26 protein-coding genes and 1 pseudogene are annotated in these 21462 nt (G+C 33.2%); 11 read left to right on the forward strand and 16 right to left on the reverse strand.

Going from position 1 to position 21462, the window contains the following annotated elements:
• The first annotated feature begins 5 nt into the window (after nt 1-5).
• Genes CSUIS19072_RS01210 through CSUIS19072_RS01220 form a run of 3 tightly spaced genes read left to right on the forward strand, consistent with a single transcriptional unit; the run spans nt 6 to nt 2825 of the window.
• Nucleotides 6-743 carry a (Fe-S)-binding protein gene (locus CSUIS19072_RS01210; protein WP_086292609.1) on the forward strand — a complete coding sequence of 246 codons (738 nt, stop codon included), beginning with the start codon at nt 6-8 and terminating at the stop codon, nt 741-743.
• Nucleotides 740-2173, forward strand: coding sequence for a LutB/LldF family L-lactate oxidation iron-sulfur protein (locus tag CSUIS19072_RS01215; protein WP_086292607.1), 1434 nt, complete (start codon nt 740-742; stop codon nt 2171-2173). The genes CSUIS19072_RS01210 and CSUIS19072_RS01215 overlap by 4 nt, the downstream gene beginning before the upstream one ends.
• A complete protein-coding gene (locus CSUIS19072_RS01220; RefSeq protein WP_086292605.1) occupies nt 2166-2825 on the forward strand; it encodes a LutC/YkgG family protein in 660 nt (219 codons plus the stop codon). The genes CSUIS19072_RS01215 and CSUIS19072_RS01220 overlap by 8 nt, the downstream gene beginning before the upstream one ends.
• Before the next feature lie 33 nt (nt 2826-2858).
• Here CSUIS19072_RS01220 and CSUIS19072_RS01225 read toward each other — a convergent pair whose 3' ends face one another.
• The 5 genes from CSUIS19072_RS01225 to CSUIS19072_RS01245 form a co-directional block, all read right to left on the reverse strand.
• A complete protein-coding gene (locus tag CSUIS19072_RS01225) occupies nt 2859-3992 on the reverse strand; it encodes a sensor histidine kinase (RefSeq protein ID WP_086292603.1) in 1134 nt (377 codons plus the stop codon).
• Nucleotides 3985-4653 carry a response regulator transcription factor gene (locus CSUIS19072_RS01230; protein ID WP_086292601.1) on the reverse strand — a complete coding sequence of 223 codons (669 nt, stop codon included), beginning with the start codon at nt 4651-4653 and terminating at the stop codon, nt 3985-3987. Before CSUIS19072_RS01230 ends, CSUIS19072_RS01225 begins: the two co-directional genes overlap by 8 nt.
• A 3-nt stretch (nt 4654-4656) precedes the next feature.
• On the reverse strand, nt 4657-5040 hold the full coding sequence (locus CSUIS19072_RS01235; RefSeq protein ID WP_086292599.1) for a hypothetical protein: 384 nt from the start codon (nt 5038-5040) through the stop codon (nt 4657-4659).
• 63 nt (nt 5041-5103) lie between these two features.
• Nucleotides 5104-5910, reverse strand: coding sequence for a M23 family metallopeptidase (locus CSUIS19072_RS01240; RefSeq protein WP_086292597.1), 807 nt, complete (start codon nt 5908-5910; stop codon nt 5104-5106).
• Between the two features lie 2 nt (nt 5911-5912).
• Nucleotides 5913-6122: a hypothetical protein gene (locus CSUIS19072_RS01245; protein ID WP_086224406.1), complete on the reverse strand. Its 210-nt coding sequence runs from the start codon at nt 6120-6122 to the stop codon at nt 5913-5915.
• Nucleotides 6123-6240: 118 nt separating this feature from the next.
• Here CSUIS19072_RS01245 and CSUIS19072_RS01250 point away from each other — a divergent pair, with 118 nt between their 5' ends.
• Nucleotides 6241-6594, forward strand: a complete 354-nt coding sequence (locus CSUIS19072_RS01250) for a hypothetical protein (protein ID WP_086292595.1) — start codon at nt 6241-6243, stop codon at nt 6592-6594.
• A gap of 46 nt (nt 6595-6640) precedes the next feature.
• Here CSUIS19072_RS01250 and glyS read toward each other — a convergent pair whose 3' ends face one another.
• From glyS to ilvC, 10 genes are all read right to left on the reverse strand, one after another.
• Nucleotides 6641-8665, reverse strand: coding sequence for a glycine--tRNA ligase subunit beta (gene glyS, locus CSUIS19072_RS01255; protein WP_086292593.1), 2025 nt, complete (start codon nt 8663-8665; stop codon nt 6641-6643).
• Nucleotides 8649-8834, reverse strand: a complete 186-nt coding sequence (locus CSUIS19072_RS01260) for a hypothetical protein (RefSeq protein WP_086236760.1) — start codon at nt 8832-8834, stop codon at nt 8649-8651. The genes glyS and CSUIS19072_RS01260 overlap by 17 nt, the downstream gene beginning before the upstream one ends.
• Nucleotides 8827-10116: an endonuclease/exonuclease/phosphatase family protein gene (locus CSUIS19072_RS01265; RefSeq protein ID WP_086236761.1), complete on the reverse strand. Its 1290-nt coding sequence runs from the start codon at nt 10114-10116 to the stop codon at nt 8827-8829. Before CSUIS19072_RS01265 ends, CSUIS19072_RS01260 begins: the two co-directional genes overlap by 8 nt.
• Nucleotides 10104-10592 (reverse strand): tRNA (cytidine(34)-2'-O)-methyltransferase, encoded by a 489-nt coding sequence (locus tag CSUIS19072_RS01270; protein ID WP_086292591.1) that lies wholly within the window; start codon nt 10590-10592, stop codon nt 10104-10106. The genes CSUIS19072_RS01265 and CSUIS19072_RS01270 overlap by 13 nt, the downstream gene beginning before the upstream one ends.
• Nucleotides 10592-11422, reverse strand: a complete 831-nt coding sequence (purU, locus tag CSUIS19072_RS01275; RefSeq protein ID WP_086292590.1) for a formyltetrahydrofolate deformylase — start codon at nt 11420-11422, stop codon at nt 10592-10594. The genes CSUIS19072_RS01270 and purU overlap by 1 nt, the downstream gene beginning before the upstream one ends.
• A 93-nt stretch (nt 11423-11515) precedes the next feature.
• Entirely contained in the window at nt 11516-12382 is an 867-nt protein-coding gene (locus tag CSUIS19072_RS01280; protein ID WP_086292587.1) for an RsmB/NOP family class I SAM-dependent RNA methyltransferase, read from the reverse strand.
• Nucleotides 12379-12750, reverse strand: coding sequence for a Holliday junction resolvase RuvX (gene ruvX, locus CSUIS19072_RS01285; RefSeq protein WP_086252496.1), 372 nt, complete (start codon nt 12748-12750; stop codon nt 12379-12381). Before ruvX ends, CSUIS19072_RS01280 begins: the two co-directional genes overlap by 4 nt.
• On the reverse strand, nt 12747-13508 hold the full coding sequence (locus tag CSUIS19072_RS01290; protein WP_086292585.1) for a DNA-processing protein DprA: 762 nt from the start codon (nt 13506-13508) through the stop codon (nt 12747-12749). The genes ruvX and CSUIS19072_RS01290 overlap by 4 nt, the downstream gene beginning before the upstream one ends.
• Entirely contained in the window at nt 13492-14445 is a 954-nt protein-coding gene (locus CSUIS19072_RS01295) for a divergent polysaccharide deacetylase family protein (RefSeq protein WP_086236767.1), read from the reverse strand. The genes CSUIS19072_RS01290 and CSUIS19072_RS01295 overlap by 17 nt, the downstream gene beginning before the upstream one ends.
• A complete protein-coding gene (gene ilvC, locus CSUIS19072_RS01300; RefSeq protein ID WP_086292583.1) occupies nt 14446-15468 on the reverse strand; it encodes a ketol-acid reductoisomerase in 1023 nt (340 codons plus the stop codon).
• A gap of 143 nt (nt 15469-15611) precedes the next feature.
• Between ilvC and CSUIS19072_RS01305 the strand changes: the two genes are divergently transcribed.
• The 6 genes from CSUIS19072_RS01305 to rpsR all read left to right on the forward strand — a co-directional run bounded on the left by CSUIS19072_RS01305 (nt 15612) and on the right by rpsR (nt 20712).
• Nucleotides 15612-16424: an HDOD domain-containing protein gene (locus CSUIS19072_RS01305; protein ID WP_086292581.1), complete on the forward strand. Its 813-nt coding sequence runs from the start codon at nt 15612-15614 to the stop codon at nt 16422-16424.
• The gene (locus tag CSUIS19072_RS01310) at nt 16421-18343 is read left to right on the forward strand and encodes an RNB domain-containing ribonuclease (RefSeq protein ID WP_086236770.1); all 1923 of its coding nucleotides are present in this window, start codon (nt 16421-16423) and stop codon (nt 18341-18343) included. The genes CSUIS19072_RS01305 and CSUIS19072_RS01310 overlap by 4 nt, the downstream gene beginning before the upstream one ends.
• Complete coding sequence (gene holA, locus CSUIS19072_RS01315; RefSeq protein ID WP_086292579.1) at nt 18336-19328, forward strand: DNA polymerase III subunit delta; 993 nt, start codon at nt 18336-18338, stop codon at nt 19326-19328. The genes CSUIS19072_RS01310 and holA overlap by 8 nt, the downstream gene beginning before the upstream one ends.
• 88 nt (nt 19329-19416) lie before the next feature.
• Nucleotides 19417-19803, forward strand: a complete 387-nt coding sequence (gene rpsF / locus CSUIS19072_RS01320) for a 30S ribosomal protein S6 (protein WP_086236772.1) — start codon at nt 19417-19419, stop codon at nt 19801-19803.
• 16 nt (nt 19804-19819) lie between these two features.
• Nucleotides 19820-20440, forward strand: a complete 621-nt coding sequence (locus tag CSUIS19072_RS01325) for a single-stranded DNA-binding protein (protein WP_086292577.1) — start codon at nt 19820-19822, stop codon at nt 20438-20440.
• Between the two features lie 11 nt (nt 20441-20451).
• Nucleotides 20452-20712 carry a 30S ribosomal protein S18 gene (gene rpsR, locus CSUIS19072_RS01330; RefSeq protein ID WP_086224380.1) on the forward strand — a complete coding sequence of 87 codons (261 nt, stop codon included), beginning with the start codon at nt 20452-20454 and terminating at the stop codon, nt 20710-20712.
• Nucleotides 20713-21080: 368 nt separating this feature from the next.
• Here the strand turns inward: rpsR and CSUIS19072_RS08515 are convergent.
• Nucleotides 21081-21158: pseudogene (locus CSUIS19072_RS08515) on the reverse strand (IS200/IS605 family transposase); the annotation flags it as partial.
• 54 nt (nt 21159-21212) lie between these two features.
• On the opposite strand from CSUIS19072_RS08515, the gene CSUIS19072_RS01340 reads away from it, so the two are divergent.
• Nucleotides 21213-21305 carry a helix-turn-helix domain-containing protein gene (locus CSUIS19072_RS01340; RefSeq protein WP_086292575.1) on the forward strand — a complete coding sequence of 31 codons (93 nt, stop codon included), beginning with the start codon at nt 21213-21215 and terminating at the stop codon, nt 21303-21305.
• Nucleotides 21306-21462 lie beyond the last annotated feature (157 nt).

Below are 21462 nucleotides of genomic sequence, written 5' to 3' on the forward strand. Positions count from 1 at the left end.
CATCTATGAGAAAAGTATATTTTTTCGCTACTTGCCTTGGTAGTGCTGCTATGCAAGATAGCGTTTTAAATGCTATTAAACTTCTACGCCGTGGGGGCGTGGAGGTGATTTTCAAAAAAAATCAAACCTGTTGCTCTCAACCATCTTTTAATAGCGGATATTTTGATGAGAGTAGAGCTGTAGCTATGCATAATATAAATTTATTTGATGAAGATATCCCGATTATCGTCCCTAGTGGCTCTTGCGCTGGTATGATGGGGCATGATTATTTAGAGCTTTTTGAAGGAAGTAGTGAATTTGACAAGGTTCAAAAATTCGCCGCTAGAGTATATGATCTAAGTCAATACTTAGATGAAATTCTAAAAGTAGATTACCAAGATAAAGGCGATAAAATCAAAGTCGCATGGCACTCTAATTGCCACGCTTTAAGAGTAGCTAAAAGCGTAGAAGCTAGTAAAAATTTAATTCGCAAACTTGAAAATGTAGAGTTAATCGAGCTTGAACACGAAGAGGAGTGCTGTGGATTTGGTGGAACTTTCTCAGTTAAAGAGAGTGATATATCAAACGCAATGGCACTAGCCAAAATCGAAGATATTAAAAAAACTGGCGCTAGCTACCTAATAAGCGGTGATGGTGGATGCTTATTAAACATTTCAGGCACAATGAAAAAAAATGGAGTAGATATAAAGTGTATTCACCTATATGACTTCTTAATCAAACGGCTAGAGGGGGTATCTCTATGAGTAAAAAAATGCCACACGATCAAATCGTAAAGATAAAACTTGCCGATACTCAGTTAAGGCAAAATCTCACAATCGCTATGCATACCCTACAAAAAAACCGCCTAAATGTGATAAATGCTAAATTTAAAAATTGGCAAGGGCTAAGAGATAAGGCCAAAAAAGCTAAAAATAACGCTCTAATGTCCCTTAGCGATAGATTGATTGAATTTGAAAAAAATGCCACAAAAAATGGGATTAAAGTCCATTGGGCTAGCTCTGCTACAGATGCTTGTGAGATAATCTATGAGCTAATGCGTCAAAATAATATCAAAAAGATATTAAAAGGCAAATCTATGGCTAGTGAGGAGATAGGATTAAATCACTATCTAGCAAATAAGGGATTAAACGCAGTTGAGACAGACCTTGGTGAATTAATAATCCAATTAAACGATGAAGCACCAGTCCATATAGTCGTCCCAGCTATCCATAAAAACCGCAATGAAATAGGCAAAATTTTTCAAGAAAAATTAGGAGCTGATTTAGAGAGTGAGCCAGAAAAGTTAAATCAAATAGCTAGAAAACACTTAAGAGATCAGTTTGAAGGCTTGGAGATAGGGCTTAGTGGAGTGAATTTTGCTATGTCTAAAGAGGGGGCATTTTGGCTAATTGAGAATGAAGGCAATGGTAGAATGTGTACTACCGCACCTAAAATTCACGTTGCGCTTTGTGGAATTGAGAAGGTTATGGAGAGTTTTGAAGATGCGGCAACTATGGTTCATCTACTCACCCCTTCAGCTACTGGGCAATTCATCCCTACATATAACAACATAATCACAGCTCCACGCAATGAAGAATTAGATGGCCCTAAAGAGGTACATTTAATACTATTTGACCATCACAGAAGTGATATGTTAGCTCATCATGATTATTATGAGGCACTTAGATGTATTAGATGTGGGGCTTGTATGAATTTCTGCCCTGTATATGATAAAATCGGCGGCCATAGCTACCAAACCATCTATCCAGGGCCTATTGGCGAGGTGATTAGTCCAAATATATTTGGTATGGAGGCAACTGGCGATATTCTTACATTTTGCTCACTATGTGGTAGATGTAGCGAGGTTTGTCCGGTTAGAATTCCTTTAGCTGATCTAATCAGAAAGCTAAGAGCTAATAAAGTTGGTCAAGGCAAAAATCCACCACTTAGCACACAAAATGGCCATAAAAATAGAGGCGAAGCTTTTGCTATGAGACAATTTGCAAATATTGCTACAAACGGAGCTTTATGGAGATTTGGTCTTAGTAAAACTCATCTATTTAACGCAGTTTTACATAAATTTAAAGGCTCTATTCCGGTGATTAAAAACTGGAGTAAATATAAAGAGCTACCACAAATCAAAAAAGATCTATATAAAGAGCTTGAGAATATGGAAGGTGTCCGCTATGAATAGAATAGATGAAATTTCAGCCAAATCCAAAGAGATGATCCTTGCTAGATTAAAAGATAGCCATAAGATTACTGGATTTGAATCTAGCAGTAGCATTGATCCAGTAGAGCATATCCAAACAACAGATAATCCACTTGAAGAGATGAAGCAAAAAATGAGCGATAATAAATATATCGTTCATGAGTGCGACCCTTTGGCTCTAGAAGATACCATTAATGAGATTGTAGCAAGCTATGGGTATAAAAAAATGATCTATGGAAGTGGGCTAAATTTAAATTTAGACAAGATTAACGCAGAGCAAAAAATCTGCTTTGATAAGCCTATAGAGGAGTTAAGAGATATTGTATTTCATAGTGAATTCTCTATAATTCATGCTGAATATGGTGTCAGCTCTCACGGCGTAGCACTTGTAAAATCTAGCCAAGCACAGCCTAGAATGCTAAGTCTAGCTCCAAATCTTTGTATAGTGCTACTGAAAAAAGATAGGATTAAAAGCTCATTAGTTGGTGCGCTAAACGCATTAAAAGCTGATCACAATGGCAAACTTCCAAGCAATATTTTATTTATCGCTGGACCATCAAGAACTGCTGATATAGAGCTTATCACCGTTTTTGGCGTCCATGGCTCACAAAAGGCACATTTAATCTTATACTAAGAAATCTGCATGGGGAAACTCTCCATGCAAAAATTATCTATCCTTAAAATCCCTTAGAGTAACTTTAAATTTAGTCTGATTATCTCCACTTTGACACTCAATATTAAAACCAAGCTCATCGCAATATCTCTTAACCAAGCTAAGCCCGATCCCAAATCCGCCATTTTGTGTATCAAAACGGCTAAATTTATCATAAATTTTATCTATATTCTCTTTAGAAATAGTCGTTCCAAAGTTGATTATCTCAAAGCTATTTTGATTTAAATTTATAATAATTTTACTATTTTTACTGCTATATTTTATCGCATTTGATATGAGATTATCAACTATTTTACCCAATTTTTGCATATCACTAGATAGCTCAAAAGAGTTAGAGTTAATCTCAAATTTAATCCCCTTTGAAACTGCTGAAAGCTCAAATAGCTTAATGTGGCTCTCAAGCAAAGATTGCATATCAAATTTGCTAATACTATTTGGATTATTTTTTAAATTTAATGCCAAATCACTATAAATTCCACTTAGAGTTTTGGCAGCTACTTTGATATTTTCTAAATATTTTGGCGGATTTTTATCAAACATCTCACTACTCATAAGTATCACGCTAAGTGGGGTATTGATCTCATGCGTAGTATCGGTAATAAAGTTATTAAGTGCTTTAATCTGAGCTAAAAGGGGCAAATAAGCAAGCTTAACCAAAACAAACGCAATTAGCCCAACAAGTATAAAAACCGCCCCAGCAATAAACCACACACGCCAAAATAGATCATTAATATCACTAGCGGTAATTTCGTTTTGTAGCTCTAAATTTAGGTCAATTGTGCGTTTTCTAGAGTGGATATTCTCACGCATATACAAAGCATCAGAAGTCTCATAAAATTTATCTTTAAATTTAGGAATATCAAAGCTTTTATATATATACTTATTTGTTTTAATATTATAAAGATTGATTGGGTAAAGACTTGCTAGTTTCATAATATTATCTATATTATCATTTAAGCGAAGAAGGTACTCAAGCTCTTTAGCGAACGCTTCCATACGTATCATATCTCGTTTGATTATATCGAATTTGGCCTCTTTATAATACATAGTGGCAAATCCGATTAAAAAAATCATACTAGAGAGAGTATATAGCAAAAATATTGGTAAAATATACTTTTTACTATACATATTCATAGCCTATTTTTGGATGCGAGATTATCCTCTCCTCGCCTATGATTTTGCGTAAATTTCTGATATAAACTCTTAAGCTAAGCTCACTTGGTATTTGCCCATAATCCCATAAATTCATATAAATCTCATCTCTGCTTAATATTTTGCCACGATTTTTTAATAATAATACTAGCAAATCAGCCTCTTTTTTAGCAATTTGGACTATTTTATTATCTTTGATTAGCTTTTTTTGGATTATATCAAATTTTATATTTGGAGAAATTTCTACATAGCTATCACTACTTGAGTGGCTAAATTTGCGTTTTAAGATATTATCTACCCTTAAATGTAACTCTGCTAATTCAAATGGCTTTTTGATATAGTCATCGCAACCACTTTTAAACCCTTTGGCTAAATCACTTATATCATTTAATGATGTTATAAAAATAGATGGAGTATCTACTCCTGAGCTTCTAAGATTACTAAGCAACTCAAAGCCATTACCCCCAATAATCTTAACATCAAAGATAAAAATATCAAATTTACCCTCATACGCTAGGCTTAATCCATCATCATAGTTATCACTACTTACTACTTCATAGCCTTGCTCTGTAAGATAATCTTTAATCATCTCACAAAGCATTGGCTCATCTTCTATAAGAAGTATTTTGCTACTCACAATCTATCTCGCCGGGCAATCTAAATTTATACAATTTGGATGGTCATAGGTAAATTTACCTGGACGCTCGTGATGATATTTTACTCTTTTACCAGCACAAATTCCCTTATAAAACTTCTCATCTTTACCTAGTTTTGCCATATTTTGACGCATTTGATACCTAAATTCCTTATAAAATTCCTCTTTTTGTTTAGCATCCATATTTTGGGTTGCTTTTGTTATTTTGTCGTGAATTTTATCGCAACCTTCTTGAATTTTATAATACTCCCTACTAGCTTCTTTTTTAAACTCAAACATCTCTTTGCTTAAACTAGCTGGGCTATCAGTACCAAATGCTATACTACTACCTACCATAGCTATCAAGGCTATACTTAACACTTTTTTCATCTTAAATCCTTTGTATTAAAATATAGCGAAATTATATATAGCTCTTGTTGAAAAAATGTGAATTTAAAAAAGAGAGTTGAATTTTTCTATAAAAACTAATGGATCGACTTGAATATTTTGCACTATCACGCCAAAGTGTAAATGTGGGCCACTTACCCTACCAGTTGCACCACTTAGACCGATTTTATCGCCTTTAAGAACCTTTTGCCCTACTTTAACATCAATTCTATCTAGATGGTAATACTGAGTGTAAATCCCGCCACCATGGTCTATCACAACGCTCTTTCCAGCATAATATCTATCTTTAGCGATTCTTACAATGCCATCATTAGCACTTATCACACTCTGCCCTATAGCCGCCCTATAATCAACCCCACCATGATAGCTTTTAACACTACCATTAAACACTCTAGCATTCCCATACTGACTGGTAATAAAGCTATTCATCGGAGATATAAACTGGCTATTTACTAGCAAATTTGGACTAAAAGTCCTATATATCTGCGTAGCCTCATCTCTTTCTTTTTCTATGCGTTTCATCACATCTTTAGGCGGATTTGCCTTTGCTGGAGCTACACTTATACTCTCTTTTTTGTAGCTTTTTTGTTCTAATTTTAATAACATTGAGCTACTTTGATTATTTAAGCTATTTGTGATATTTATATCATTTTTAGCATAATAACTCACAGGAATAAAAGCTATTTTTACCCCATCTTTCTTAGGGTGATCTAGCCATAACGAGCTTTTATCATTAACTCTTAGCTCTCCTGCGTAATCTGACTCAATGCTAATAATCTCTAATCCACCATTAAATATAGTATTACCCCAGCTAAATAGAGCAAAAATCAAAAGAGAGAAAACTACTCGCATAATCAAACTGAATATAGGGATAAAAATCTTTTTCTACTAATTGGAGAGTATCCATTTAGCTGTTCATACGCCTCTTCTGTATCGCCATCTGTTAGCTCTTTAATCTTTTCAATAAGCTCATAAAGCTCTTCATCATCTAAATTTTCAAACTCCCCACACTCTTCTAAAACCTCTTGTATAATCGCTTCTAATTCTAATTCATCAAAACTCACTATGTCTCCTTAAAAAATTTTCGCAATAATACCCAAAATTCCTTAATCTAACTTTGAAATTTATATTTTGATAATTAAATTTATGCTAAAATTCCAACCAAATTTTTTGGAGCTTATGATGAGAATTTTACACTTTATACTACCTTGCTTTATCTGCCTTAGTGGCTGCGCTCAAAATATAGATGATTTATCCATACAATCATACAATATAGAAGTGGATTTTATGGACGCAAATGAGCATAATAAAAGAGATATAATGCTTGGATACAATGATATACTACACGATGTTCAAATAGACTCAAATAGCGATAATTTAACGCTTATAATAAGTGGAAAAACGGCTATAAATAGAGTTAAATTTGATGAAATTTCAAGCAAAATCGCACAATATTTAAAAAATCATAGAGAGCAAAATAAAATAGCAATCGAGTATCATCTAGATTCTAAAAAGCTATTTAAAGCCCTATTTTAGTCTTTAAATTTCATTTAAAATCGATCCCTTAAAGCGGGATCTAAAATCATATAGTTATCTCTTTAATATCAGCTACTTTTAAAAATGCTTGATAAATTTGACCAATTATAGATATACGATTTGCCTTAATCTTTGGATCATCACTATTAATCATAACATTATCAAAATACTCATCAATTTGTGGCTTGAGATTAAATAGAGTTGATAAATAGCCCTTTGTATCGCTAATATCTAGCTTTAAAGAGGTAAATGCTAGGTGTAATGCTCTTTCGCTCTCATGCTCCATTAGACTCTCATCTACTTTGATAATTTTGCTATCTTTAATGATATTTGCTAATCGCTTAAATGTGGAGAAATTCTCTTTAAATTCGCTATCTTTGCTGATTTCATCTAGAGCGATTATTGCTGAGTTTAATCTCTTAATATCGCTTATACCGCTATTTAAACAAGCTTTTATAACTGATGGATTAGCACTATACATAGTATAAAGCCTATCTGTGATAAATTCCTCTAAGCTATTTAAGTCAAATTTATCATAATTTTTAGCTATTAAAGATAGAATTTTTTTAATATCAAACTCTATATTTAGATTTAAAACAATGCGTATAATCCCAGCTGCGGCTCGCCTTAATGCGTATGGGTCTTTATTGCCTGTTGGGATTTTATTTATACTAAATAACCCCATCAAAGTATCAAGCTTAGAAGATAGTGCTACCATACTAGAAAAGTAGCTCTTAGGACAAACGCTACCCTCTTTATTAGGCAGATACTGCTCTTTTATAGCCTCAACTACAAAGCGATTTTCCTTTCTATACTGAGCGTAATAGCTCCCCATAATCCCTTGAAGATCAGTAAATTCATACACCATCGAGGTAGTAAGATCAGCCTTGCTAAGCATCACAGCACGATCAAGCTCATCTATAAATTCACCGCCAAACTCCTCTTTAAGCTCTTTTTCATATATTTTAGCTAGCTCTCTAGCAATCTGGCGCTCTCTAATCTCCTTATCATACATTGAGCCAAGACCGGCTAGATAGGTGATATTTTTTAATTTCGCTGAGCTAAACTCACTAGCTAAATCACTCTCCCAAAAAAATTTAGCATCACTAAGTCTAGCTCTTAGCACCTTTTCATTGCCTTTGATTATTAAATTTGAATCGCTGCTAATAGAATTGCTAACCACCACAAAGTGATTGCTTAATTTTCCATCTTGATTATATAATGGGAAATATCGCTGATTTTCCTTCATAGAAGTAACAATAACTTCGCTTGGCACCTCTAAAAATTCCTTTTCAAAGCTACCCATAAGCGCGGTAGGCATCTCTGTAATAGCCACAACTTCATCTAGCAAATCCTCATCTAATTCGATTTTTAAACCACTATTTTGCTCTATTTGTTTAAATTCATTTAAGATTTTTTGGCGTCTATTATCAGCATTAAGGATAACTCCATTAAACTCTAAAGCACTATAATACTCATCTATACTACTAAATTTTACCATCTCATAGCCATAATATCTATGCGGATAAAATGCCATTTGCGACCTAACGCCATAAATCTCCATATCCACTAATTCATCATTTAATATCGCTATAATAGATCTAATCGGGCGGATAAACTCATACTTACTCGCCCCCCATCTCATAGATTTGCCAAAATTTAAAGATGAGATAAATTTCTCAATAATCTTAGGAAGCAAATTTTTGCTTAAATCGCCTTTAATAACACTCTTATGATATAAAACTTCTTTGCCATTGATAGTTTCAAATTTAAGCTCATCTAGGCTTATACCGCACTTTTTAGCAAATCCTATAGCCGCAGCAGACCAATTTTGGTTGCTATCTAGTGCTATATTTTTTGGTGCGCCGATATTTTCTACTACCTTATCCTTAGCAAATTCAGCCATATCCCCTTGTAATACAATCCTTCTAGGCGTATAATCTAGCTTAAAATCGCAATTAATATTATACTCATCTAATACGGCTTTAAATTTAGGCTCGATATTGCCAAGCTCTTTTAAAAATGGTATCGCAGGAAGCTCTTCTACTCCAATTTCAATCAACATTCTCATTACTCTCTCCATCTATTTTTTGCTTTTTATCCTTAGCTGCCTTTCTAGCAGCTACTATCTCATCTCTAATCCTATTTTTCTCCATCATTTGGCGATTAAACCCAACGACAAGGACAAAAATAATAAATATAACGACAACCCAACCCATAAAACCTAAAAAATCACTCAATTATCAGCTCCTTTTGCCCCTTATAATTCCAAACAACAGCCCTTTTAACCGCTATTTTCCCATCACTTATTTTACGATTTGGGGAGTAAATTTTAAATTTATCTTTAGATATTTTAGCAAATCCACCACTAATATCTAAAGTAATATCATCTATCACATCGCCACTTGTAGCTATACTAATATCTTTTTTATCCATTAAATACTTGCTCTCATCTGCTTTAAATTCAGTATCTACACTTATATAAGATAGGCTAGTAACTTCGATATTTCCTTTATAATTCTCAATTTTATTTACCACCGCTTCAACCTTAGCCCCAACGCTAAGCGATGGATTTTTCTCATAGATATAAATTCCACGCCTACTCTCATCGCAGATTATATAGCCATTTTTATCCTTATACACAATTACCCCAGTGATTTTAGCCCTTTGTTTGGTAGATTTAATCTGATTAATCGATACCTTAGGCAGATCTTCAAAGAGTGATTTTGTGCTTAGAGTTGCATATATAGGGTAGTGATCAGAGTAGCTTTTATCCATAAAATTTGCCTTAAAAACGCCAAAACTTCCATCTTTATAACGCAAATTTCCACCCATTAAATCACTACTTAATATTATATGATCAATCGCACTCTTGCCATTTTTATAGCTACTTCTTTGACTAGCAGGGACAAACTCCCATAAATTCGTCCATTCATCAAGATCGTTAAGCAGAAATTTATATCCATAATTGCTATTTAAATCGCCTAAAATCACCCCATTTTTACTATTTTTTACAGCCTTTTTCATAGTATCGGCTGCGGAGATTCTGCTTTTAAGTGGATTTTTAGCCGCTGGAAAATGAGCTACAAAAAACTCAACACTATAACCATCAAATTCAACCCTACTCATCAATATCGGCCTAGTTTTGACATTTGGCACTATATAAACCATACTATCACTAATCCTATATCTACTAAGCAGTCCAAGCCCTACTGGGGCACCCTTTGTGGTAGCAAATTTATAATATTTATATCCGCTTAAATCGGCCAATTTTTCAATTACATTTTGATTTTCAATCTCATTTAAAGCGATAATATCAGCATCTAATTCCTTTAAAACTCTAGCGATTTTTTGCAATTTTTGATGATACTTCGCACTATTCCATCTATTTGATTTAAAATCAGCATACTCGCTACCGCTAATCTTATCATCAAAAAGATTTTCAACATTATATGTAGCAATTTTTAACTCCGATGAAAACAGCACTCCAAAAAGCAGCATAAAAGCAATCAAAACTCGCATACACTATCCCTAAAATCAAATTTATCTATATTTTGGCGGATAGCCTCATAGGTAATAATCCCCACACTAGTGGCTAAATTCAGGCTTCTTCCTTGGCTTGTCATCGGAATTGTGATACAATTATCCATATTTAATCTCATCAGCTCAAGAGGCAACCCACAATCCTCACCGCCAAAAATCAGATAATCTCCTGGATTAAATTTAGCCTTAAAATATAGTTTATTACACTTAGTGGTCGCAAAGAAAAATCTATCCTTAAACTCCAAATTCGCCTCTAAAAACTCCCCTAAACTCTCCCAAATTATGGGATTTAAATTCGCCCAGTAGTCAAGTCCAGCACGCCTTAAATGCTTATCATCAATCTCAAATCCAAGAGGCTTAACTAGATGCAATTTAGCTCCGCAATTTACACACATTCTACCGATACTACCGGTATTTGTGTGAATTTTGGGATTTACAAGCACGATATTAAACATTAAAATATCACCGTTTTATTATTATAAACAAAAACTCTCTCATCAAAAACAAGATTTAAAGCATTGCTAAGCACCATTTTTTCCACATCTCTACCAGCTTTTTGCATATCTTTCCAATTCATTTCGTGATTTACCCTTATAACATCTTGAGTGATAATTGGCCCTTCATCTAAATCATCAGTAACAAAATGCGCCGTAGCTCCGATAATCTTCACGCCACGCTCATAGGCTTGTTTATACGGATTTGCTCCGATAAATGCTGGTAAAAATGAGTGATGGATATTAATAATCTTTTTTGGATATTGCTTGACAAAATTAGGACTTAAAATTCTCATATATTTAGCCAAAACCATATAATCAAATTTATATTTTGCCAACTCATTTAATACCAGCTTCTCATGCTCACTTCGCTCTATTTTATCGGCATTAATATAGATAAAAGGTATATCAAATTTATCGCTTAATGGACGCAAAGTATCGTGATTAGCAATCACAGCTAAAATATTTGCGTTTAGATCCTTGCTACTATGCTTAATAAGCAAATCACCTAAGCAGTGGTTCTCTTTTGTAGCTAGGATTACTATATCTTTTTTCTTAATAGCTTCAAAAAATATCACACTATCACTTGGTAAATATGCACTTAAAGTATTCTTAAACTCAATAGTATTCACCTGCCCTACAACCACAGCACGCATATAAAATCTACTATTTTCATGATCTACAAATTCACTCGTGCTAACATAGTTTAATCCATGCTTAAATACAATCTCACTAACTCGTAAAATGAGGCCCTTTTCATCATTACAATCAATCTTTAAAATATAATCCACAATATCTCCAAAAATTTTAGAAAAATTCGGTAGATTATACAATTTTTTTGCTAAAAATTAGCCAAAATTAACCGCTTTACTGATATAACAAAATTAACTATTTTTAATAATTTTAGCCAAAAAAAATGCGTCCATATCGCAATCTGGTAAAATTCTAAGCCCAAATTCTCCCACAATCTCACTATCTAAACCAAAGCTAACTGACTCAATGCTAATATCAAATTTAGAGTTCAACCCATTTTTTACCACCTCTTCATTTTCACATTCAAAAAATGTACAAGTGCTATAAACCACGCTTCCACCTGGCTTTAAAGCTGTAAGAGCTGAATTTAAAAGCTGTTTTTGTAATCTTGATATGGCCTTAATCTCCTTAGCTGATTTTTCCACAAACCCATCACCAAAATGCGAATAGCTAGAGCATGGTGCATCTAATAAAATTTTATCAAATTTGTTTTGGCAAGTTCTTGAAATGCTCCTTGCGTCTTTATTATAAGTTCTCACCCACTCGCAACCATATTTATTTAAATTTGCCTTTAGTGTGTAAAATCTCTTGCTATCGCTCTCCATCACGGCTAAATTAGCATTATTTCCCATCATATTTGCTAATGCAATGCTCTTTCCACCTGGACTAGCACACATATCCAAAACTGCATCATTTTTACTCGGATTTAGGGCTAAAACTGCTAAATAACTGCTTGGATTTTGGATATATATCGCTCCGTTATTAAATAGCTCACAGCGGGTTAAAATCTCTTTAAATTCAGCCTTGCATAGATAAAAATTTGGCAAAAATTCTTTAATCTCAACCCCCAAATCATCTAAATTTGAGATAATATAATCCTTATCAAATTTCAATAAATTTAGATAAAATCCAACACTCTTAGGTTTAAAAAAGCTATCCCAAACCCTTTGAAAATCAGCCTTATTTAAACTAGATTTTAGATAATCTTTGAAATTCATCTTTTTAAAAATCTCTCCAAAATTATCATCGCCGCTACGCTATCGAATTTGCCATCTCGCCTATCTCTTACTAGCTCGCTAGCTTCAACGCTACTATAAGATTCATCTTGATAATGCACTTCTCCATCGAAATTTAAAAGAGAGATAAAGTGAGTAATCCTACGCTCCATCTCATCTTGGCAGCTACCACCCTTTGGCAAGCCTACAACTAAGATTTTGGCTCCATTATCTCTTAGCATATTATCAAGATCTCTTGCGGCTTGATTGCGATTTTTACGCAAGATTGGTATGGTTGGGATAGCAATTTTGCCATCTGGGCTTATAGCTACGCCAATTCTTTTAAGCCCTATATCAACCCCAACTATCATAAAATTCTCACATAAATGCCATCAATAGCAATCTTACCATCTAATTCATACTCATATATTAAATCCCCAAATTTAGCATAACAATCATCGAAATTTGAGTTTTGCTTGATAAATTCCACCACTTCATCGCCTCTATCATAATTTTCCACGCCAAATTTCATAGCAAATTTATCAAAATCAGTGATAATCTGTGCCTTACCACTTTGTAATAGCTCATTTGTTCCACTACTTTCTCCAAGCCTTTGAGGCAATACATAAAGCGGAATACCAAATTTAATAGCAGCCCTAGCACTACTCATAGAGCCACTTTGAATATCAGCTTGAGCTACGACAACTGCGTCACTTAGAGCCACTGTGATTAAATTTCGCTCCAAAAATTGCCACCCCTTTGCTGTGATATCTGGCTCATATGTGCTAAGCGCTAATGAATTTTCATAAATATCTTTTATGATTTTGGAGTTTTGAATAGGATAAATTTGATCTAAACCATTGCCAAAAACTGCGATTGTATGCGGATACGCTCCGGTATGAGCGCAAATATCCACCCCAATGGCTGCCCCACTAACTACGCAAACTCCATATTTTTTAAGGGTTGAAGCTAAATTTATAGTCATATTTTTGGTATAAGATGAGCATCTGCGTGAGCCTACAATCGCAACTTTTGGATAATCTAATAATTTTAAATTCCCCTTATAATATAGCTTTTTTGGCGGATTTTGGAAATTTGGATTTAGCTTAAATTCAGTGATAAAGCTCATACATATCCTTTAAAAGTATCAATCTAGTTTGGCTTTCTAGCTCACTTTTTATGGCTTTTAGAGCTTTAAAAGTCTGCTCATATGGATGTCCGATGGCTATGGCAAAACCATTTTTTTTAGCTATTTTTATACTTTCCTTTAGCTTACTAATTATAGCTTTTTCATCTTTGATATTATCTATAAAAACATCTCGCTTTAGATATTTATTGCCAAATTCATCGCTTAAAATCTTAGCTTTAGAATCTTTGGTGGTGTAGCTATCGATAAATATCATATTATGCTTTTTAAGTGTCTTAAATAGATTTTTCATAGAGTTATAATCGCTTGTAAATTTACTTCCTGTGTGGTTATTTATATATATGGCATTTGGGAAATTTGATCTGATTTTATAAATTTGTGCTTCTATTTTTGCGATATTATCGCCTACTTTTAGGGTATCTTTCTCTTGTGCTTGGTAGTTCATCGCCTCAAGTGGTAAATGTATCATATAAAACTCAAAATCCTTAGCCACATTAGCACTATTTGGGTAGTTTTTACTAGGTGGAAATATAGAAGGGGTGATATTCATATCCAAAGACTTAATCTTTTTAGCTTGATAAAATGTAGATATATCATCTATGATTATGGCCAAATTTGGTTTATCCGATTTTAAATCAATGCTATTTATCGTAGTTGGTGGTTCTATTTTTTCATCAAATTTAATATCATTTTGCGTCTGATTTTCATCTATATTTTTAGGCTTATCAAGGATGGTATAATCCCTTTTTTTACCTTCGAAATATCTATCAATATTATCAATAGCTTTAAAGCTTACACTCTCTTTTTTAGTGCTTGATGCTAAATAGACAACACCAATTATAACTATAATAGATATTAAAATACCAAAATATACAAGCACCTCGCCATTTGAGGTGCTCTTTTTGCTACGCTTTGCCAATTAATTTTTATCTTTATTTACTAATTTACCTTTATTTATCCAAGGCATCATAGCTCTTAATTTTTCGCCAGTTTTGTTTAGCAAACTCTCATCGCTTAATTTACGCTCAGCATTCATTTTTGTATATCCAGCTTTACGCTCTAAGATGAAATTTTTAGCAAATGTACCATCTTGAATCTCTTTTAAAATCTCTTTCATAGCTGCTTTTGATCTCTCATCTACTACTCGTCTGCCACTTACATAATCCCCAAATTCAGCTGTATTTGAAATAGAGTATCTCATATCAGCCATACCACCTTGATAGATTAAATCCACAATTAATTTCATCTCATGTAAGCACTCAAAATACGCCATCTCAGGCTCATATCCCGCCTCTACTAAGGTCTCAAACCCAGCATTTATAAGCGCACAAAGTCCGCCACATAATACAGCTTGCTCGCCAAATAGATCAGTTTCAGTCTCAGCCTTAAAGGTAGTCTCTATAATACCAGTTCTACCACCGCCAATAGCACTAGCATAGCTTAGAGCTATATCTTTTGCTTTGCCTGAAGCATCTTGAGCTACTGCGATTAGATCTGGGATACCACCACCATTGACAAATTCATTTCTTACAGTGTGGCCTGGGGCTTTTGGTGCTATCATTATACAATCAATGCCTTTTGGTGGGACGATTTGACCATAATGGATATTAAATCCATGACCAAATGCGATTGCACTACCGCTTTTTAAATTTGGTTCAATTTCAGCTTTGAAAATATCAGCTTGTAGCTCATCAGGAGTAAGTATCATCACAACATCAGCTTCTTTTGTCGCGTCGCTTACGCTCATAACCTTAAAGCCTTTAGCCTCTGCTTTAGCCCAGCTCTTGCCATTTGGATTTAGTCCGATGATAACCTCTACTCCGCTATCTCTTAAATTTTCAGCGTGTGCGTGACCTTGAGAGCCAAAACCTATCATAGCTACTTTTTTAGATCTAATTAGGCTTAAATCACAATCTTTGTCATAATAAACTGTTATTGCCATAATCTTCCTTTAGTAAAAAATAAATGGCAATTATACATTATTAAAATTTAAATTTAATAAATTTTCAAAAAAATTATCCAAAATTTAAGTTCAATCGTAGTAGAATTATGAAAATTAATCAAAAATTATTATGAGAAATTCCAATGAATGAAGCAATATATAAAAGTATAAAATCTCTACCACCACTTGATGAGACAATTATCAAAATTCAAAAGATTTGTAGCAATGATGATAGCGATATAGCAGAGTTAATTAGCGTAATCCACCAAGACCCAATGTTTACAGCAAATATTTTGCGTTCAGCAAATAGCCCATTATATGGCTTTAGTAGAGAGATAAATGATGTTGATAGAGCCGTGGCGTTATTTGGTATGGCGACTATTAGAGGATTTGCCCTTGCTGGGACTGTAAGTAAAAATTTTAAAATAAATTTAACTCCATATGGAATTAGTGAAACTCAATTTATGGAGTTAGCAACAATGCAAAATGCCTTAGCATTTAACTGGTGTAATAAGATAGATCGTGGGCTTTTAAATATCATATCACCGGCTAGTTTTATGATGGATATAGGTAAAATAGTAATCGCTAAAGAGCTAATAGACTCTAATAAATCAGATAAATTTAAATCCCAAATACAAAGTATATCAACCCCAATAGAGCTATATAATTTAGAGATAGATATGGTAGGTATCTCAAGCCAGATGGTAACAGCACAGATATTTAAAAACTGGAATTTAGAGCCAGAAATTTCAAATGCTATTAGATATTTATTAAATCCATCTGACGCACCAGATAATGTGAAAAAACACTGTATAATCTTAAATATCATAAGCAATAGTATAAATATTTTTGGCACTCTATCACAAAGTCAGATTGATAGCTCAAAAGAGCTTTTAGATTTTTATAATCTTGATGTTAAATCATACCTAGACGCCATAGAAAAAGTAAGAAATTGAGAGCATTTTTAAACTCTTTAACAACTGGCTTAGAGAGCAAATATATAAAGTCAAGTGAGCTTGAAATTTTAAGAGTTTTAGAACAGATAAAGGCCGTATCAAAACATAAAAATAGATACTATCTAAATGATGGCTTTGTCTGCGGAAAGCTCGATATATCTGGCAATGGAACTGGATTTTTATACCCATATGATAGTAGATTTAAGCAAGATTTAATGATAGAAAATCGTGATTTAGGTGGGGCTCACTTTGGCGATATTGTCCTTGCTAAATTAACTAAATTTAAAAAGCCACGCCAAAAAGCAGCCGTTGTGGCTGTATTGTTTATGGCAAATGAAACAAGCGTGGTCTATACTAAAAAAATTGGCTCCGTTATAATGGGCGTAACAATCCCAAATTCCATCACAATAGCTCTAAAAGCCAGTCAAAAATCCCTAAAAGAGCTACCTCAAGGCACAGTTTTAAAAATAAATAATTTAGATAATGATATTGTAGAGGTCTTAGGGGTATTAAGCGATCCAAATGTGGATCAAAAAATCTCTATGGCACTATATAATAAACGCGAAATTTTCCCTAAAATAGCAAGCAATGAAGCAATTAGCTTTGGCGATGAGGTTGATAAAAGTATGTATCCAGATAGGATTGATCTTACTCATCTACCATTTTGCACGATTGATCCAGTTGATGCTAAGGATTTTGATGATGCGATATATTTTGATAAAAGTACAAATGAAATTTACATAGCCATCGCAGATGTAAGCGAATATGTCAGCCCATATAGTGGGATTGATAAGGAGGCTAGATTTAGGGGCTTTTCTATATATTTTCCGCATATTGCCGTACCAATGCTACCTAGAGAGCTTAGCGAAAATATATGCTCTTTAAAGCCAAATTGCGATAGACTTGCCTTTGCTTTTAAAATCTGCTTAAACTCAAATTTAGAAGCCATTAAAGAGGAGCTAATAAGCTGTATAATTCACTCTAAAAGAAGGTTTAACTACGATGAGATTGATAGCTTAATAAATGGCGAATTTGAGTGTCAAAATGAGATAAAAGAGTGGATAACGCCACTTTTTAATATAACTCAAAAATTAAAAGAAAAACGGCTTAAAAATGGCTTTGACTTCCACACATTAGAGCTTAGAATGAGCCTTGATGAAAATGGCAATATCAAATCAACTAAATTTGAAAGCTCCACTCCATCGCACTCACTTATAGAAGAGTGCATGCTCTTAGCCAATAAAGCTGCAGCAAAAAGAGTAAATAAGGGCATATTTCGCAATCACGAACCAGCAGATTTTAATAAAATAAACGCTCTTTTAGATGACCTTAACCTGCTTGGAATTAGCGTAAAACCAACAAGCGATCTAGTATCTATGATAGCTCAAATTCAAGCTAAGGCTAATGAGCTAAATATAAGAGAAGATGTAGATAAACTCATCATAAAAGCACAAAAAAGAGCCGAGTATGCAAGTGTATCAAGGGGGCATTTTGGGCTTGGATTTGAGCTATATTCACACTTTACTAGCCCTATTCGTAGATACTCTGATTTAATTCTTCATAGAATTTTAAAAGCTCAAGATGATGCTAAATTGACAAACTACCTAATGCTAGGCATTGATGAGCTTTGTGCGAATTTAAATGTATTAGAAAGAGAAGCCGATAAGGTCGCTTGGGATTTTATGGATCGTAAATTTGCCCGTTTTGCAGCAAAAAATATAGATAAAATTTTTAAATGCTACATATATGAAAATAGCAATCAAACTATCGCTAGACTTGATGATGAGATAAAGGGAGCTAGGATTTTTTTAGATAATTTTACTTGCGATTTACTAACTCCGGTGATGGTAAAAATCATAGAAGTAGATATTCCAACGGCTAAAATTTTAGGAAAAGTGGTGGAAATTTTAGATGTATAAAAAGGATTTTATAGCACTTCTAAACTCTGCTAATATACCAAATTTTTTCTTACTTTATGGTGCTGAGAGCTATCAAGTGGAGTTTTACGCTAAGGAAATTTTAAAAAAATTTAATAATGATAATTTGCTTAGCTTATACTATGATGATTATGATTTTAGCCTTGCGATTTCGCATCTTAGTGAGCCTTCGCTATTTGCTAATTCAAATTTATTGCACATCAAAAGCGATAAAAAAATCCCATCTAAAGATACAAAAGAGCTAGTCTCTCAGTGTCAAAATAACCCAAATAATATCTTTATCTTTGAGTTACACGAAGGCGATGAGAAATCCTTAAGCGATATAAAGAAGCATTTTGGATTAAATTTCGTTAGATTTTTCCCACCTAGCAGTGCCACAGAGGTAAATCAAATTCTATCTAATCACGCTAAAATCCTTGGTCTTAATATAGATAGCCAGTCTCTTTTATATATTTATAACTTACAAAATGAAAATCTATATCTTAGTGCTAGTGAGCTAAATAAACTTGCAACCATAGCGACTAAATTTAATTTAGAAGAGATAAAAGAGCGAGTTTATCCCTTAAATGGAATTGGATTTGATGCTTTATTTGATAAAATAATTAGCAAAAAAAGTATTAATAGCGACTATTTTGAGTTTATAAACGATAGCTCATTTAACGAAATTGCCCTTTTAAATATGCTTTTTAAGGCATTTCATAGACTATATTTGATCCATAGCTCAATTAAAACTAGTGGAAAATTTGACCCAAAAATTGTATTAGGATACACTCCCCCGCCACAAATCCTAAATAAACTCCAATCTCAAGCAATATCGATAAAAATTTCACAATACTCTCAAATATTTAAATTTTTAAACGAGATTGAATTTGATCTAAAATGCAAAAGCAATATAGATAAAGAGTGCTATTTACTCTCATCGCTTTTAAATTTACAAGATATACTAAATAAAAACAGCAAATTTTAAGTAATTTTTCAGTATAATTCAAACCGCATTTTATGCAAATTTCCTTGCTCTTTTGGCAGAAAAAGGGCTAAATCCATAAGGAGAATATATGAGACATTATGAGCTTTTATTCATCTTAAAGCCAACACTTACAGAAGATGAAGTTAAAGTTAAGGCTGATTTCATTAAAGAGATCATTACAAAAAATGGTGGCGAAATCGCTAGTGTAGTTGAAATGGGCACACGCAAATTGGCTTATAAAATTGATAAATATGAGCGTGGCACATACTTTGTAATCTATTTCAAAGCTCCAACTCAATTAATCGCTGAATTAGTAAGAAATTTAAGAATAACTGAAGAGGTTATTAGATTCTTACCTGTAAAATATGAAAACAAAAAAGAGATCGCAGCTTGGGAAAAACTAAGCAAAGGTCAGAAATTAACTCAACCTAAAAAAGAGCCAAAAACAGAAGAAAAAGCAGCTCAACAAGAGTAGATATAAAGGCTAAATTATGTTTAATAAAGTAGTTTTAGTAGGAAATTTAACTAGAGATATTGAGCTTAGATATATCCAAAGTGGCACCGCTGTAGGTAGCACTGGAATGGCCGTTAATCGTAAATTTAATGTTAATGGCGAAAGAAGAGATGAAACTTGCTTTATTGACATAACTTTTTTTGGTCGTCAAGCAGAAGTGGCAAATCAATATCTAAATAAAGGTAGTAAAGTTTTAATCGAAGGTAGGCTTAAATTTGACACTTGGCAAGACCAAAATGGACAAAACCGCTCCAAGCACTCAGTCGTAGTAGAAAATATGGAGATGCTAGGAGGACAGCAAAATCAAGGTGGATTTATTAAAGATGGCAATGAGCCAAACTACGCTAACAACGGATATAGCACAAATATGTATAATCAAAATAGAGAGTATAGCCAAAATAGCGGTGGATTTAATAGAGAATTTAACCAAAATAATAACTACTCTCAAAATCGTAGCTATAATCAAAAGCAGGTAGTTTCAGAGCCATACCAAGAAAAAGTCCCAGAGATTGACATTGATGCCGATATTAAATATGATAACAAACCTACTAAATCAAATTTTGATAGTGGCACCGAAAATGAAGAAATTCCATTTTAAAAGGATACACAATGGCAGAAAAAAGAAAATATAGCAAAAAATATTGTAAATTTACAGAAGCTAAGATTGATTTTATCGATTATAAAGATACAGCACTTTTAAAACAATGCTTATCTGAAAGATTTAAAATTATGCCAAGACGCTTAACTGGCACGAGCAAAAAACACCAAGAGATGGTAGAAAAAGCAATTAAAAGAGCTAGACATGTTGCTTTAATACCATACATCGTAGATAGAAAAAATGTAGTTACAAATCCATTTGAAGGTTTGTAATACACAGCGCCCTACTTTAGGGCGTTTGCTTTTACATAATCTCTTTTAGCCTTATAATCAAATTTAAACCGCATTAAACAAATCTCGACAAGCTTTAGTGGTTGGGCTAAATGTTAAGAGCTTTAGTGAGTAACTATTCTTGATTTTATATAAGCTTTGATTGTTTTAGAATTTATCTCTTCTATACTACAAGCAAAAATCCATCACTCCAAAAGATTTTTTATTTTTAAAAATGTTTTTTAAATACTTCGAATCTTTCATCACGCCAAACATAAAAAGTGGTTATTTACTTCATATATTAAATAATAGAGCCTACGCTAACTTATAGTAAATATTATATCATTAAATGGATATGGTTTATATCGCTAAATTATATGTGCTTTTAGATTGTGTTTAGAGCAATTTGTAGAAATATAACCACACAGTTTATAATTATTCTTTTTCATTTTTTACTTTACACCTTTATAATACAATTATATAAAAAATGTGGAAGATAACATTTGTTAAGTGTCATAAAGTATAGAATTTACCCAATTAAAATACAAAAAGAGTTAATTTATAAATACTTTGACTGTGCTAGAGTGGGTTTATAATTATTTTTAGACTAAAGAGTAATTTAGTAAAGGCATAAAAGAAGAATATTTTACTTGATAACAAAATAAAACTTAATAAATCTAGGATAATAATCACCCAAAGTTTCTCTAAAGATAGCAATGGCGTGGCATCAAAGTATGTTTATACACTCTACCC

Source organism: Campylobacter sp. RM19072, assembly GCF_024723485.1.
GTDB lineage: Bacteria > Campylobacterota > Campylobacteria > Campylobacterales > Campylobacteraceae > Campylobacter > Campylobacter porcelli.